This window comes from Maribacter sp., from assembly GCF_016744255.1.
Classification (GTDB): Bacteria; Bacteroidota; Bacteroidia; order Flavobacteriales; family Flavobacteriaceae; genus Maribacter_B.
Map to the genome: position 1 here is coordinate 39,846 of NZ_JADGES010000007.1, position 14,677 is coordinate 54,522.

The 14,677-nt window shown below is 32.7% G+C and carries 14 protein-coding genes and 1 pseudogene; 8 read left to right on the top strand and 7 right to left on the bottom strand.

Annotated elements, in window-relative coordinates:
- Positions 1–13 precede the first annotated feature (13 nt).
- Complete coding sequence (locus QZZ51_RS02580) at positions 14–973, bottom strand: ornithine cyclodeaminase family protein (protein ID WP_291865464.1); 960 nt, start codon at positions 971–973, stop codon at positions 14–16.
- A 636-nt stretch (positions 974–1,609) separates the two neighbouring features.
- Between QZZ51_RS02580 and QZZ51_RS02585 the strand changes: the two genes are divergently transcribed.
- Positions 1,610–2,824: a Xaa-Pro peptidase family protein gene (locus tag QZZ51_RS02585; protein ID WP_291865466.1), complete on the top strand. Its 1,215-nt coding sequence runs from the start codon at positions 1,610–1,612 to the stop codon at positions 2,822–2,824.
- A 65-nt stretch (positions 2,825–2,889) separates the two neighbouring features.
- Here QZZ51_RS02585 and QZZ51_RS16620 read toward each other — a convergent pair whose 3' ends face one another.
- The 3 genes from QZZ51_RS16620 to QZZ51_RS02600 form a co-directional block, all read right to left on the bottom strand.
- The gene (locus QZZ51_RS16620) at positions 2,890–3,135 is read right to left on the bottom strand and encodes a hypothetical protein (RefSeq protein WP_366511938.1); all 246 of its coding nucleotides are present in this window, start codon (positions 3,133–3,135) and stop codon (positions 2,890–2,892) included.
- 212 nt (positions 3,136–3,347) lie between these two features.
- Positions 3,348–4,310: an alpha/beta fold hydrolase gene (locus QZZ51_RS02595; RefSeq protein ID WP_291865469.1), complete on the bottom strand. Its 963-nt coding sequence runs from the start codon at positions 4,308–4,310 to the stop codon at positions 3,348–3,350.
- 2 nt (positions 4,311–4,312) lie between these two features.
- Positions 4,313–5,287 (bottom strand): nitronate monooxygenase, encoded by a 975-nt coding sequence (locus QZZ51_RS02600; protein ID WP_291865471.1) that lies wholly within the window; start codon positions 5,285–5,287, stop codon positions 4,313–4,315.
- A 122-nt stretch (positions 5,288–5,409) separates the two neighbouring features.
- On the opposite strand from QZZ51_RS02600, the gene QZZ51_RS02605 reads away from it, so the two are divergent.
- On the top strand, positions 5,410–5,886 hold the full coding sequence (locus QZZ51_RS02605) for an acyl-CoA thioesterase (protein ID WP_366511939.1): 477 nt from the start codon (positions 5,410–5,412) through the stop codon (positions 5,884–5,886).
- Here the strand turns inward: QZZ51_RS02605 and QZZ51_RS02610 are convergent.
- Entirely contained in the window at positions 5,870–6,763 is an 894-nt protein-coding gene (locus QZZ51_RS02610; RefSeq protein ID WP_291865473.1) for a DMT family transporter, read from the bottom strand. The genes QZZ51_RS02605 and QZZ51_RS02610 overlap by 17 nt on opposite strands.
- Positions 6,760–7,113: an ArsC/Spx/MgsR family protein gene (locus tag QZZ51_RS02615; protein WP_291865476.1), complete on the bottom strand. Its 354-nt coding sequence runs from the start codon at positions 7,111–7,113 to the stop codon at positions 6,760–6,762. The genes QZZ51_RS02610 and QZZ51_RS02615 overlap by 4 nt, the downstream gene beginning before the upstream one ends.
- Positions 7,114–7,233: 120 nt before the next feature.
- Here QZZ51_RS02615 and QZZ51_RS02620 point away from each other — a divergent pair, with 120 nt between their 5' ends.
- Complete coding sequence (locus QZZ51_RS02620) at positions 7,234–7,698, top strand: DinB family protein (protein WP_291865478.1); 465 nt, start codon at positions 7,234–7,236, stop codon at positions 7,696–7,698.
- Here the strand turns inward: QZZ51_RS02620 and QZZ51_RS02625 are convergent.
- On the bottom strand, positions 7,695–8,438 hold the full coding sequence (locus tag QZZ51_RS02625) for a DUF3298 and DUF4163 domain-containing protein (protein ID WP_291865481.1): 744 nt from the start codon (positions 8,436–8,438) through the stop codon (positions 7,695–7,697). The two genes, QZZ51_RS02620 and QZZ51_RS02625, sit on opposite strands and share 4 nt — an antisense overlap.
- A 120-nt stretch (positions 8,439–8,558) precedes the next feature.
- Between QZZ51_RS02625 and QZZ51_RS02630 the strand changes: the two genes are divergently transcribed.
- The 5 genes and pseudogenes from QZZ51_RS02630 to QZZ51_RS02650 all read left to right on the top strand — a co-directional run.
- On the top strand, positions 8,559–9,713 hold the full coding sequence (locus tag QZZ51_RS02630) for a PLP-dependent aspartate aminotransferase family protein (RefSeq protein WP_291865483.1): 1,155 nt from the start codon (positions 8,559–8,561) through the stop codon (positions 9,711–9,713).
- Positions 9,714–9,922: 209 nt separating this feature from the next.
- Positions 9,923–11,266, top strand: a complete 1,344-nt coding sequence (gene gdhA, locus QZZ51_RS02635; protein ID WP_291865484.1) for an NADP-specific glutamate dehydrogenase — start codon at positions 9,923–9,925, stop codon at positions 11,264–11,266.
- A 94-nt stretch (positions 11,267–11,360) separates the two neighbouring features.
- Complete coding sequence (gene recO, locus QZZ51_RS02640; protein ID WP_291865487.1) at positions 11,361–12,080, top strand: DNA repair protein RecO; 720 nt, start codon at positions 11,361–11,363, stop codon at positions 12,078–12,080.
- Positions 12,064–14,493 (top strand): TonB-dependent receptor, encoded by a 2,430-nt coding sequence (locus QZZ51_RS02645; protein WP_291865490.1) that lies wholly within the window; start codon positions 12,064–12,066, stop codon positions 14,491–14,493. Before recO ends, QZZ51_RS02645 begins: the two co-directional genes overlap by 17 nt.
- Before the next feature lie 49 nt (positions 14,494–14,542).
- A pseudogene (locus tag QZZ51_RS02650) lies at positions 14,543–14,677 on the top strand (IS3 family transposase); the annotation flags it as partial.

Sequence of the window (14,677 nt, forward strand, 5' to 3'; positions counted from 1 at the left end):
TATTTTTAAAATATTATTCCTTTTTAAATTTATCATAGTAATAACTAGCTGCCGTTAAATCTTCCAAAGCATGCCCTACAGATTTAAAAAGCGTAATTTCTTTTTCAGAATTTCTACCTGTTTTTTGATTAGAACAGAGTTGAAATAAATCAGCCTTTATGTCTTCTTTTAATAACGTTCCATTTTCTAAAGGAATAACAATATCTCCACTTTCTTTTAACCCTCCTTGAAAAGTATCTAAAAAGACCGCTGCTTTTAAAATGGCTTCGTTATCTGCTTCTCGCATATTTTTTTTATAAGCTCCTACTAAATCTACATGTTGTCCTTCTTTTAAGAATTTGCCTAAAACTAAAGGAGTTATAGATAAAGTAGCACAAGAAATAATAGCAACCTCCGATATTTTTTCTTCAATAGATGCTATAGCTGTAATAGAAAAATTTTCATTTTCTAAATGCTTGCAAATAGCTTTTGCTTTGTCAAAATTTCGACCCCAAACAAATACATTTTTTATAGGACGGACAGCAATATGTGCTTTTATTAAATTTATAGCTAACGCCCCTGTACCAATCATTAATAAAGAATCTGAATTTTTTCTCGACAAGAAGGATGAAGCCAATGCAGAAGCTGCGGCTGTACGTTTAGCTGTTAAACTTTTTGCATCTAAAATAGCTCTAATAGTTCCTTTTGTAGCGTCTAAATAAATATAGACCCCGTTTATTGAAGGTAGGTTAAACTTACTATTTTCTGGGCTCACGGTTACTATTTTTACACCTGCATTTTTACTAGGGTTCCATGCAGGCATTAACAGTAAGGTAGAATCTGTGTTTACTTTCGGATTCGGAAAATCATGGTGATGTCTCATAGGTACGATTGTTTCTTTAGCAGAAAAAGCCGTTTTTAATTCCGATATTAACTCAGAGAAAATCGTGTTTTCTTCAATGAAATTCTCGTTTATTTGTTCAATTTTATCCATGCCACTAAAGTAGTGTTTCTTTAAAAGTTAACTTCAGAATTATTCATATGATATTATGAATGGGTAATATTATATGAATATTCCCTTTTCATTAAAGTCTCTTTCAATAGAATTTAAATCCTAAAAATCTTCTCAGAAGACATCTTTTACACATTCTTTAATTGGTTGTATTCTGATTATAAAAAAACACCTGTTTTTATAACAGGAGGTTATAATACGCGACCAAAAACGTATGAATTGAGCAATGGCAGAATACAGAATGCATGGTAAGTCATGATCAAATTCTAATATTTAACGAACGACAATGCCATTCAAGGTTATCATAGGATACTCACAAAATTGAAAAAACGATATAAAGAAAAATAGATCTCAACAGGTATTAGTAAAGGAATAGAAACTACTTCTTAAAAGTGTGTTTTATCCAAAGAATATAAAAATAAATTGTAATAAAAATTACAGAAAATTAGTGTGTGATTATGTAGAAAATAAAAGGATATTATATATTCACGGAGAAAATAATTTTTGGACAGCTTGCGCGCATGCAGCAAAACCAGAAGTTGGCGCATTAAAAACGGTTCCCACGGTAACACAAATCAAGTATTTTTCAAAAAAAAATCAACATAAAAAATATAGAAAATGACAGGAATTGGAGGCTCAACGATAGCAGAAGAATTACAAATAATTACACCTAGCTTACATAATATACAACCTATTAAAAAAGAAGAATTTAAAAAAAGAATAGAACGAGTTAGTAAATTAATGAAAGTAAAAAAAGCACAAGCAGTTTATGTACATGCGGGTACAAATTTGTTTTATTTTACAGGAACTAAATGGAGTGCAAGCGAACGAATGGTTGGGGCGATTATATTTCCTAACGGAAAAGTGGCATATATAGCACCAACATTCGAAAAAGGAACTGTTTTAGATTTTATGCTTATAAAAGGAGACGTTCATTGTTGGGAAGAGCATGAGTCACCTTATGAGTTATTTATTAAAATTCTTAAAGAGAATAATGTAAAATCAGGAGAAGTAATGATTGATGAAGCTACTCCTTTTTTTATTACTGATGGAATAGCGAAAGTTCAATCTAGTTATATTTTAGTAAATGCTAAGCCAATTATTGCAGGCTGTAGAATGATAAAATCTAAAAATGAAATAGCCATTATGCAAGGGGTAATGGATGTTACTTTAAAGGTGCAGAAAGCGGCAGCAAGAATTTTACATGTAGGTATAAGTGCTAAAGAAGTAACAGATTTTATAAACGAAGCACATAAAAGATATGGTGCTCCTTCGGGGTCTTATTTTTGTATTGTTTTATTTGGAGTAGATTCCTCATTCCCACACGGCGTAAAATCACCAAAGAATTTAGAGATGAATGAAATGGTATTGATTGATACAGGTTGTATGTTTCACGATTACATGTCAGATATAACAAGAACATATGTTTTTGGAGAAGCAAATGAGTTGCAACGCGATATATGGAACATAGAAAAAGAAGCACAACAAGGAGCGTTTAAAGAAGCTCAATTAGGAAATTCCTGTGAAGATATTGATATCGCTTCAAGAAAAGTATTAGAATCTCATAATTTAGGGCCAGATTATAAGTTGCCAGGATTGCCACATAGAGTAGGCCATGGAATAGGGTTAGAAATTCACGAGCACCCATACATTGTTAAAAATGATAAAACTGTTTTACAACCAGGAATGACTTTTAGTGTAGAGCCTATGATTTGTGTCCCAAATAAGTTTGGTATTAGACACGAAGATCATATTTATATGACTTCAGAAGGCCCTAAATGGTTTACAGAGCCAATGTACTCTATTGATAATCCATTTGGCATAAAAATATAGAGTTGCTAAAAGAAATACTATCTAGCACTGTCTCATAAAGTATGTAAAAATATAAAGCCCAAACATTATAATGTTTGGGCTTTATATTTAAGGTTTTGATTAAGCATAACAGCATTGTTATATTCCTTTAAAAGAGCCTTTGCAATAGGGTCTTCTTTTATCGTTCTGTCTGGGTTTAATATCATATTCATTACCCATTCTGGACTTCTTCTTTCATAAACACCTTTTAATGCAGAGCCAATTAAACGTTTGTCTGTTAAATGACAAGCGGTACAAATAGCTTTATATTTTGCAGCACCGACTTCGGCCATATCTTTATCAATATCAGTCTCAAAATTTTAAAGATGTAATTGGGCCAACGCCTTTGTTATTTAGGTCTACAGGAACGGCTTCCTTTTCTGTTGAAAATTTTACTTCTTTTTTTCGCCACAGTTTACTATTAAAGCTCCGAGAGCTAAAATGGTGAATATTTTCTTCATTTTTTATTTGAGTTTAATACTACTAAGATAAGAAATAGAAAATTTTAAAACACCTCCTTTAAGAAGCTTGCAGCTCTTTTCTCGGTATATGTAATATTTTTTTTGCCATAGAATCCAACATGTCCTCCATATGTGGGCACTTCTAAATGTAAATAGTCGTGGTTTTTGGCTATCTCTATAGGGAAACATTCTTCCCCTAGAAAGGAATCGTTTTTTGCATTTACAAGTAGTGTTGGGATGGTAATATTAGGTAAAAATTGCAGACAGCTACTTTTTTTGTAATAATCCAAGGCATTTGCAAACCCATGTGCTTTACTGGTATAAACATCATCAAAATCTAATAAAGTATGAATGGTATTTATATCCTCATCTAAAATTTTGTTCGGAAACAACTTTTGTTTGGCTTCTAATTTCTCTATCAAATGTTTTTTAAACCTAGCTGCGTATAATGCATTTTTAGGTTTTAATAATTGTTGTAAAGAATTATGTAAGTCGCAGGGTACTGAAATGGCAACAGCTCCTTTTATTTCTTTAGGTATATTGTTCTTTTTGCCTAGATATTTTAAAGCTATATTTCCTCCAAGGCTAAAACCTTTAATGTATATGTCAGGGTAATTCTTGGTCTCTAGAATATGATGTATAACGGCTTCTAAATCTTCTGTAGCCCCAGAATGATAAGAGCGATATAAAAGATTAGGTTCTCCGCTACACCCCCTTAAATTAATTGCACAAGCATCAAAACCTTGATTATTAAACTCTTTTACACTTCCAGTAATGTATACACGTTGCCCATTGCCTTCTAATCCATGGATTAAGAGTACTACTTTGGAGGAAGTTCTTTTAGAATAACTCCAATCTAAATCTAGAAAATCTCCATCAGAAAGTTTTATTCTTTCCCGTTTTTGAGATACATTTTTTATACTTCTGAAAATCCCATAATAAACAGTGGAGAAGTGACCATTTTTAAATAGAAGTGGCGGGTTATATTTAGAGGTAACTATAGGCATTTTTATTTAGGGTAAATTTCTAAATATTTTGTTTGTTCTTCGATAGCTGACTTAAATTCCGTTTTTAGGCTAGAAACCAATTCAGATACAGATGTAGTATTATCTATAGTAGCTACTCCTTGCCCAGCAGACCAAATAGTTTTCCAGGCTTTAGCTTCGGTATCCATTTCTTTGCCAAAATCAATTTTTGTATCCTTTTTTAGATCTTCTTCCGTAATACCTGCAGCTTGTAAACTAGCACCTAAAAAATTGGCATGTACTCCAGAGATAGAGGCAGTATAAACTACATCACTTGCCCCAGCATCAACAATCATTTTTCTATAGTCTTCCGTAGCTTTACTTTCATTAGTATTAATAAAACGAGTGCCCATGTATGCTAAATCTGCTCCCATTTGTAAAGCAGAAGCGATATCTCTTCCTGTACTAATACATCCAGAAAGTAGTATAGTTTTGTCAAAAAATTGTTTTATTTCTGAAACTAGAGTCATAGGGTTTATGGTTCCTCCATGGCCTCCAGCACCAGCAGCTACTAATATTAAACCATCTACACCAGCACCTGCTGCTTTTTTTGCATGTCGTTTTTTTATTACGTCATGAAAAACTAAGCCACCATAGCTATGAATAGCATCTACGACCTGAGAAACCGCTCCTAAAGAAGTTATTATTAGTGGAACTTTATGCTTTATACATAGTTTTATGTCTGCTTCTAGTCTTGGGTTGGTAGGGTGTACAATAAGATTAACACCAAACGGAGCTGCTTTTTTGCCTGTTTCTTTTTCAAAAGCTGTTAAAGCTGTCTGTATTTCTATAAGCCATTCTTCAAAACCTTCACTTGTACGTTGGTTAAGAGCAGGAAAAGTGCCAACAATTCCGTTTTTACAGCATTCTATCACAAGTTGAGGTCCAGATATTAAGAACATAGGAGCAGCAACAGCAGGCAATGAAAGCTTATTTATAAAAGAAGGTTTATGAGTCATAATATTAGGCTTTTAGAAGTGAAATAAAATTAAGTATAAAATTTATCGAAAAAAAATGCTCGTTTATCCAAAACTATGGTATTTTTATCAAGTATTATGCATGCATAGCAAAAAAATACCAAATGTATTTAAAAGAATTTGAAATTCGATGGAGTGATTTAGACCCAAATAGGCATTTAGCAAACTCTGCATACCTAAATTTTATGAGTCATACTCGTATGGCCTTTTTAATGGAATTAGGATTTACGCATAAAACTATGGAAGAAGAGAGTATTGGTCCTGTAGTTTTTTATGAGCATATATATTACTTTAAAGAAGCTTTTCCTGGTAGACCAGTGAAAGTATCTATGGAAGTGGTTGGTATGAGTGAAGATGGTAAATTTTTTGAATTTCACCATAATTTCTATGATTATAAAGGAAGAAACTTTGCGCACTGCGAGATGATGGGCGCATGGATGGATTTAAAAACCAGAGTTCTAAGAGGTCTTTCGGAAGACTTTTTAAAAGCGTTTAATAATATTGAAAAGCCAGATAATTTTAGGGTTCTTACAAAAGAGCAGACAAGAAAGTTTGCAAAACTTCCTAAGGACTTGGTTTAGGTTTTTTGGTAGTTAAGTACACGCCAAACATTATTAAGAGTGTCGCTATTATTTTTAATTCATTTAATTGATCTTTGCCTACTAATAATGCAAATAGAATACCAATAATAGGTTGTAAATAGACAAAGGAACTTAACGTAGATGCTTTTAATTTGGTTAGAGCATATACATTGAAGAGATAGGTAAAAAAAGTAGTAAAAACGATTACAAATAGTATGGAGCCAACAGCTTCAGTAGGGATTTCTTTCCACTGTATTTCTAAAAATTCGGGTAAAGTAATAGGGAAACAAATAATAAACCCAATAGAAAATAGCCATTTCATTAATGTAAAAGGATGGTATTTTTCGGTTAGTTTTTTTACCAAAATAAGATAAACCCCAAAGCTCACAGCATTTACTATAAAAAGTAGATTTCCTAATGGAATATTAGGAGCATCTTGGCTTGTCTTTGTTCCAAATAATATTAAGGTAACAGCACCAATAAAACCTAAAATAATACCAGTAACTTTTAAGAGAGTTATTTTTTCTTTGATTAGGATTGCAGATAGTATAACTACTAATATTGGTGTTATAGTAATTAAAACAGCACTATTTATAGGAGTAGATAAAGCCAAACCTTTAAAAAAGGTGAGCATGTTAATTCCCATGCCTAAGATTGCACATAAAAGAATTCTTCCCCAATCTTTTTTTTCAATACGTTCTTTAGGAGTAAAACAAGAAACACCCCAAAATAATAAAGAAGCACCTGCCAATCGTAGCATAATGAAACCATAGGGTTTTATGTATGTTGGCATTACACCTTTAGCGATTGTATGGTTTATTCCGTAAATGGTTGCTGCACCAATAGCAGCTATTATGGCAAGAGTTCTCTGGTTCAAGAATGAATATTTTGTTTAGCGTTTTCTACTACTTTTTTACTATTTCCTATAAATATTTGGTTATCATTTATTAAAACAGGCCTTTTAAGAAAGGTATACTGTTCTAAAATAAGTTCTTTATAATCGTTCTCGGTTAAAGTCTTTTCTTTTAAATTTCTTTCTTTATACAATCTTGCTCTTTTACTAAATAACGCTTCGTAGGAACCAGAAAGAGTATACATTTCTGCAAGCTGTTCTGGGGTAATGTTTTCCGTTTTAATATCTTGAAAAAGAAAACCATCCATAGGTTTTAATTCTTTAATTATTCTTTGGCAGGTATCGCAAGTGCTTAAGTGATATATTTTTTTCATATCGAAAATCTGTTAAGATATTTTAAGAGATATTTATTCGACAAAGAAACTATAATAAAAGGTAATGTTCTATTTTTGATATAGTAAAATATAATCCTTTTAACCAAAAAAATAATCTTTATGGAAAAGCTTTTTGATATCACCCTAAAGAATAGAAAAATCTTATATAGAATATTAGAAAATACACCTAAAGAGCAATTGGTTAAAATTCCGGCAGGTTTTAGGAATAGCATCTGGTGGAATATAGCACATGTGGTAGTAACGCAACAGTTGTTAGTTTATAAGATGAGTAATTTGGAGATGAAAATGGAGGATGCCATTATTAATAAATTTAAAAAAGGAACAGTGCCAGATGGGACTGCTACAGATGAGGAAATAGAATTAATGTCTGCCTTTTTGTTTTCTACTGCGGAGTGGGTAGAGGAGGATTATAATAATGGAATTTTTAAAGAATTTAATGAATATACCACAACTCCGAAAATTACATTATCCAATGTAGAAGATGCTATAGCCTTTAATGTATTCCACGAGGGACTGCATTTAGGTGTTATTCTTTCTCTAGAAAAAGCATTGTTGGGTAGTTAGAGTTTTGGTTTTATAAACAGATATTTTTTTGCTTCGGGATAAGAAATAGTAAGGGAGATAGAACCATCTGCATAAGAAGCTATTTCATATTGGTTATATAAGAGCTGCAACCCTTCTTTAGTGTAACCAATGTTTTCTGGTAGATTATAAGAATCCTCTTCAAACATAAATCCGGTGCTATTAATAGGGGCGTTTTGCGGAATATCTTCTTGAATTCTAAATTTAAGCTCGGCAAATTTATTAAAGTCGAAATCTGGATTAAAAAGCTCCCAATTCTCTAGTTCAACTCCTTTTTTCTTATTAAAATTTAAAAATCTAGAGGAAGAATAACCATGTGCGCCACCTGTAAATAAGTAAGAGTTAAGCGTAATAGAAATTACATTTTTGTCTTCATAAGAAATTTCTCCGGTAATAGATGCTTCCCACTTAGTAGATTCTTCAGGGAATTTTTTCATAAGGTCCGAATATCCATTTTTAAAAGAAGATATCGCCGTTTCTATAGTATTTATTTCTACAGATTCATCAAAATTAAGTAACGTAATAATTTCTTCGCGTATAGCTGTGTTTATGGTTTTATCTATTTTGGAATCTTCCAAAGCTTTAGGAATGCTAATTTTTACAATGGGGCAAGTGTCGCATTCTACTTCTTCAATTACAATAGGTTCAAAGGATAATAGAGATTCATTTTTACAACTAATAGTAATTGTTAAAAAAAGAAATGCGATATAAAGAGGTTTCATAAATAAGGGGTAATTATTTTTTTGATAGTACAAAAATACACCTTCATTATTATCCTCAAAGAGAATAGTGTAAATTTAAAAGGTGTAAAACTTAAAATATTTGGAAGCAAAATTAATTTTATGGGCAAAGAAGGTTTAAAATTTAATAGTAGAACAATACATGGAGGGCAAGAGCTAGAAAAAGGGTATGGAGCAGTTATGCCTCCAATTTATCAGACCTCTACATTTGCGCAAGTGGCCCCAGGGGAACATAAAGGTTATGTTTACGCTAGGAGTGCAAACCCAACACGTACCGCTTTGGAAAACTCTTTAGCAAGTATTGAAAACGGAAAATATGGTTTAGCTTTTGCGAGCGGTCTTGCGGCTATTGATGCCATAATGAAATTGTTTAATCCAGGGGATGAAATTCTATCTAATTATGATTTATATGGAGGTGCTTTTAGGTTGTTTAAGCATATTTTTGAGAAGTACGGATTAGTTTTTTGTTTTATAGATATGCAAGATGCGAGGTCTATTGAAAATCATATTACAAAGAATACCAAACTTATATGGATGGAAACCCCAACCAATCCTATGCTAAATATATTAGATATTAAAGCCATAACTAAGATTGCTAAGGAGCATAAACTATTAGTCGCTGTAGATAATACTTTTGCATCACCATATTTGCAAACCCCTTTAGATTTAGGGGCAGATATAGTGATGCATTCTGCAACTAAGTATTTAGGCGGTCATAGCGATACCGTAGTTGGGGGTATTGTGGTTAAAGATAAAGGGTTGGCAGATAAGCTATATTTTATCCAAAATACCAGTGGAGCAATTTGCGGACCTATGGATAGTTTTTTGGTTCTTAGAGGTATTAAAACGTTGCATGTAAGAATGCAACGGCATTGCGAAAATGGAAAAGCAATAGCGTTATTTCTTAAACAACATGACCAAGTAGAAGAGGTATATTGGCCTGGTCTTACAGATCATCCTAATCATGAAATAGCTAAAAACCAGATGAAAGATTTTGGGGCAATGTTATCTTTTGTGCCTAAGGGAGGAAATTATAATAAGGCTATAGAAATTATAAAAAAGCTATCTCTTTTTACATTAGCAGAATCCCTTGGTGGTGTAGAGAGTTTGGTAGGGCACCCAGCAAGTATGTCTCATGGAAGTATACCCAAAAAAGAGCGTGAAAAAATAGGAATTAAAGATGCATTAATAAGGATTAGTGTAGGGATAGAAGATGTGCAAGATTTAATAACGGATTTAGAGAATGCTTTAAGCTAATTTGTAAAGGTTTAATGGAATCCTAGTTTTTATAAAGGATTGTTATAAAAAGAGTAAATAATACTACCTCATAAAATATAGGAAACATCTAGCTTTATTAGTTTTTCGATAATTTAATGGAAAAATATAACGATATAATTATAGTAATGTCATAATTTCGTCGTTATATTTTCAAATTGTCAATATTAATAAGATATTAAATTAGCTTTATGGAAGCAAAAATTAAAGATTTTATGGATGAGGTTACGGCTAGAAACGGCCACGAACCTGAGTTTATCCAAGCAGTACAAGAGGTAGCAGAAACTGTTATACCATATATTGCTAAAAATGAGATATATAATGGTAAAAACATTCTTTTAAGAATGGTAGAACCAGAACGATTAATTTCGTTCAGAGTTGCTTGGGTAGATGACAAAGGAGAGATACATGTAAATAGAGGATACCGTATACAAATGAATTCCGCAATAGGGCCGTATAAAGGTGGTTTGCGTTTTCATCCTTCTGTAAATGCAAGTATCTTAAAATTCTTAGCTTTTGAGCAAGTATTTAAAAATAGTTTAACAACATTACCTATGGGTGGTGGTAAAGGAGGTTCCGATTTTGACCCTAAAGGAAAATCTGATGATGAGGTAATGCGTTTTTGCCATGCCTTTATGTTAGAGTTAAACAGACATATTGGTCCTAATACAGATGTTCCTGCTGGTGATATTGGTGTTGGTGCAAGAGAAATAGGTTTCCTTTTTGGAATGTACAAGAGAATAAGAAATGAATTTACAGGTGTTTTAACGGGAAAAGGACTTTCTTGGGGAGGTTCTAAAATACGTCCTGAAGCTACTGGTTATGGTACAGTATATTTTGCACAAAGTATGCTTAAAACTAATGGACAAGATATTGATGGAAAAACAGTGGTTATTTCTGGATCTGGTAATGTTGCGCAATTTGCTGCCGAAAAAGTAATTCAATTGGGAGGTAAAGTAGTTACTCTATCAGATTCTGCAGGGTATATTCATGATAAAGATGGTATTGACGCTGAGAAACTGGCCTTTGTTATGGATTTAAAGAATAATAAAAGAGCTCGTATTTCGGAATACACTAAAAAGTATAGTTCCGCAACATACCATGCAGGAGAAAAACCGTGGAATGTTTCTTGTGATATTGCTTTGCCATGTGCAACGCAAAACGAATTAAATGCAGAGCAAGCAAAACAGTTAATAGCTAATGGTTGCCTTTGCGTTGCGGAAGGAGCAAATATGCCTTCTACAGCAGATGCTATTCATGCATTCCATGATGCTAAAATACTTTTTGCTCCAGGAAAAGCTTCTAATGCAGGTGGTGTTGCAACCTCTGGTTTAGAAATGTCTCAGAATTCACTTAGAATTAGCTGGACAAGAGAAGAGGTGGACCAAAGATTAAAAGGTATTATGGAAGAAATTCATAATTCTTGTATCGAATTTGGTAAGGAGAAAGATGGGTATTGCAACTATGTAAAAGGAGCAAATATCGCTGGTTTTGTTAAAGTAGCAGATGCTATGTTAGCACAGGGTGTTATTTAATTGCATTTTAGTAGATGATAATAAAAGGCTTTCTAGTTTCTAGAAGGCCTTTTTGTTTTATTACAATTACCTTTGAGAAGATTTAAGAGTATACATGCAGGTAACAACCAAAGCCATAGTTTTATCTTCGTTAAAATATGGAGATACAAGTTTAATCGTCAAAGCATTCACGGCTTCAGACGGTCTTAAATCGTATCTACTAAAAGGGGTTTTAGCATCTAAAAAAGGGAAATTGAAAACGGCTTATTTTCAACCTTTAATGCAACTAGAAATAGTTGCTAATCATAAAAACAAGGGTACTTTAGAAAGTATAAGAGAGGCGAAAGTAAATTACCATTATCAAACTCTTCATTCGCAAATAGCAAAAAATGCGATGACCCTTTTTTTAGCCGAAATGTTAGGTAACAGCATTCATGAAGAAGAATGTAATGAAGACCTTTTTTTGTATCTAGAAACGGCATTACAATGGTTAGATACTAATGATAAAATTGCTAATTTTCATCTCTATTTTTTATTGCATTTAACCAAGTATTTAGGGGTGTATCCAGATACGACAAATAGCCATGCGAGCTATTTCGATTTGCTAGAAGGGGAGTTTATAAACAGGCCTTCTTTAAACCCCAACTTGCAAAATGAAAATTTATCTAATTTTAAAACCTTATTGGGCATAAATTTTGATGCATTACATTCTATTACCCTAAATAAGGCAGGTAGACAAGAGTTGTTAAAGTCGCTTATTCTGTATTTTGAATTACATTTGCAAGGATTTAGAAAACCCAAATCGTTAGAGGTCTTAAATGAAGTTTTTAGTTAGTATGAAAAATATAGGTTGCCTAATACTATTCTTTCTTTTTAATCTTATTTCTGCTCAAGAAATTAGGGTGGTAGATGGTATCACTAATGAGCCCATTGTTAATGTGGCAGTATATAATGGAAACAAAACAAAAACTACTATTACAGATTTTAATGGGTATTGTAATCTTGAGAAATTTAGTTCTAATGAGCGTATAATTTTTAAGCATATTAGTTACGAAATTTATAAGAATACTAAGGCGCAAATTTTACGGCATAACCGTAAAATTTCTATGGTTTTAAAACCCAATGAATTAGATGAAGTTGTTATGTCTATTTCTAAATGGGAACAGCAGAAAAAAGATATTCCTAATAAAATAGCTTCTATTGACGCTAAAAGTATTGCTTTTGCAACACCACAAACGGCTGCAGATGTTTTACAAAAAAGCGGAAAAATATTTGTACAAAAAAGCCAATTAGGTGGTGGTAGCCCTATGATTAGAGGCTTTGCAACAAATAGATTATTACTTTCTGTAGATGGTGTTCGTATGAACAACGCTATTTTTAGAGGAGGTAATGTACAAAATGTTATATCTGTAGACCCTTTTACCATACAAAACACAGAAATTATATTTGGACCTGGTTCCGTAATCTATGGTAGTGATGCTATTGGTGGGGTAATGAATTTTTATACTAAAAAGCCAGTCCTTTCTAATACCGATAGTTTGGTTGTTTCTGGGAATGCAAATTATCGTTTTGCAACTGTCAATATGGAAAATACCATACATGCAGATATTAACCTAGGAAAGAAGAAATGGGGATTATTAACAAGTGTTTCTTATAATGATTTTCAAGATTTGCAAATGGGTAATTCTGGTCCAGATTCTTATTTAAGGAATTCCTACGTAGAAAGAGTTGATAATCAAGATGTATTAGTATCCAATAATAATCCTAAAAAGCAAGTTACCAGTGGTTATAGTCAGATAAACATCATGCAGAAAGTGCTGTTTAAGCCTAATCGTAATTGGGATTTAAATTTGGGAACCTATTATTCAGAAACTTCCGATTATTCCAGATATGATCGTTTAATTAGGCCCTCGAGTGACGGTGCTGGTCTGCGTTATGGAGATTGGTATTATGGACCACAAAAATGGTTCATGGCTAATATGCAATTGCATAAAAAAGGGAATGGAAAGTTTTACGATGGATTAAAGATTACAACAGCGTATCAATATTTTGAAGAAAGTAGAAATAACAGAAATTTCGGAGATACTAATTTGTATTCTACTAAAGAAAAAGTAGACGCGTTATCTACAAACTTAGATTTTGAAAATAAAAAAATTGGAAATTTACGTTTGTATTACGGAGCCGAATTTATCTTTAACAAAGTGTATTCAAACGGAATAGGAACGAATATAGGGACTAGAGAAACAGAGATAGTGGCTTCAAGATACCCAGATAATTCTAGTTGGAAAACAGTAGCAGGGTATATTAATGGGGAATATAAAGCAAAACCAAATTTTACTTTTTTATCAGGGTTACGATATAGCCATGTGTGGATAAATGCCATTTTTGACAAAAGATTTTATCCTTTTCCATTTGATAATGCAAATTTAAGTACAGGAGCTCTAACTGGTAGCTTAGGATTAAGTTGGTTTCCGAAGAAAGATCTACAGGTTACTTTTAATGGTTCTACAGGTTTTAGATCCCCAAATATAGATGATGTAGGTAAAATTTTCGATTCAGAACCAGGGTCGGTAGTAGTCCCGAACCCAGATTTAGAACCAGAATACGCTTATAATGTAGAATTAGGAATTCATAAAAATATTAAAGATAAATTAGTTTTAAAAGGAGCTGCATTTTATACCTATTTAGTAGATGCATTGGTGCGTAGAGATTTTGAGTTTAATGGAGAATCGGAGATTCTGTATAATGGAGAGTTAAGCAATGTACAGGCCATGCAGAATGCTGCAAAAGCATATGTTTATGGTTTTGAATTTGGGTTAGATGCCGCTTTGACAGATAATTTTTCTCTCTCTGGTAATTTAACAATTACAGAGGGTATTGAGGAAGAGGAAGATGGCACAGATACGCCAGCAAGGCATGTTTCCCCAATGTTTGGAGATTTTCACTTAGTATGGAAAAATCAAAAATTAAAAACAGATTTGTTTGTTAATTATAATGGAGAAATTGAGTATAGTGATTTAGCAACCTCAGAGAGAAGTAAGGAATATATTTATGCTGCGGATGCGGATGGTAATCCATATTCCCCGTCTTGGTATACTCTTAATTTTCGTTCCCAGTATGCGGTTTCTTCTGCATTGAAGATGACCGCGAGTTTAGAAAATATAACCAACCAGCGATACCGAACCTATTCTTCGGGGATTGTTTCTCCAGGAATAAACCTTATTTTAGGTGTTGCATATCAATTTTAAAAGAATAATGTCCCGTCCTGAAATAGCGATACACTAAAACTTTAGTGTAATGAAAACATCATTAAATATTGGCATTACCAAGCGCACCCAAAAAGATTACTCGCTCTCATTTAAACTCCAATTAGTTGAAGAAGTTGAGCAGGGTCAGTTAACAAAATCGCAGGCAAAGCTCAAATATGGTATT

Coding starts and splice junctions, on each gene's coding strand:
- QZZ51_RS02580 (WP_291865464.1), bottom strand. CDS start 973: ATGGATAAAATTGAACAAATAAACGAGAATTTCATTGAAGAAAACACG.
- QZZ51_RS02585 (WP_291865466.1), top strand. CDS start 1,610: ATGACAGGAATTGGAGGCTCAACGATAGCAGAAGAATTACAAATAATT.
- QZZ51_RS16620 (WP_366511938.1), bottom strand. CDS start 3,135: ATGGCCGAAGTCGGTGCTGCAAAATATAAAGCTATTTGTACCGCTTGT.
- QZZ51_RS02595 (WP_291865469.1), bottom strand. CDS start 4,310: ATGCCTATAGTTACCTCTAAATATAACCCGCCACTTCTATTTAAAAAT.
- QZZ51_RS02600 (WP_291865471.1), bottom strand. CDS start 5,287: ATGACTCATAAACCTTCTTTTATAAATAAGCTTTCATTGCCTGCTGTT.
- QZZ51_RS02605 (WP_366511939.1), top strand. CDS start 5,410: ATGTATTTAAAAGAATTTGAAATTCGATGGAGTGATTTAGACCCAAAT.
- QZZ51_RS02615 (WP_291865476.1), bottom strand. CDS start 7,113: ATGAAAAAAATATATCACTTAAGCACTTGCGATACCTGCCAAAGAATA.
- QZZ51_RS02620 (WP_291865478.1), top strand. CDS start 7,234: ATGGAAAAGCTTTTTGATATCACCCTAAAGAATAGAAAAATCTTATAT.
- QZZ51_RS02625 (WP_291865481.1), bottom strand. CDS start 8,438: ATGAAACCTCTTTATATCGCATTTCTTTTTTTAACAATTACTATTAGT.
- QZZ51_RS02630 (WP_291865483.1), top strand. CDS start 8,559: ATGGGCAAAGAAGGTTTAAAATTTAATAGTAGAACAATACATGGAGGG.
- gdhA (WP_291865484.1), top strand. CDS start 9,923: ATGGAAGCAAAAATTAAAGATTTTATGGATGAGGTTACGGCTAGAAAC.
- recO (WP_291865487.1), top strand. CDS start 11,361: ATGCAGGTAACAACCAAAGCCATAGTTTTATCTTCGTTAAAATATGGA.
- QZZ51_RS02645 (WP_291865490.1), top strand. CDS start 12,064: ATGAAGTTTTTAGTTAGTATGAAAAATATAGGTTGCCTAATACTATTC.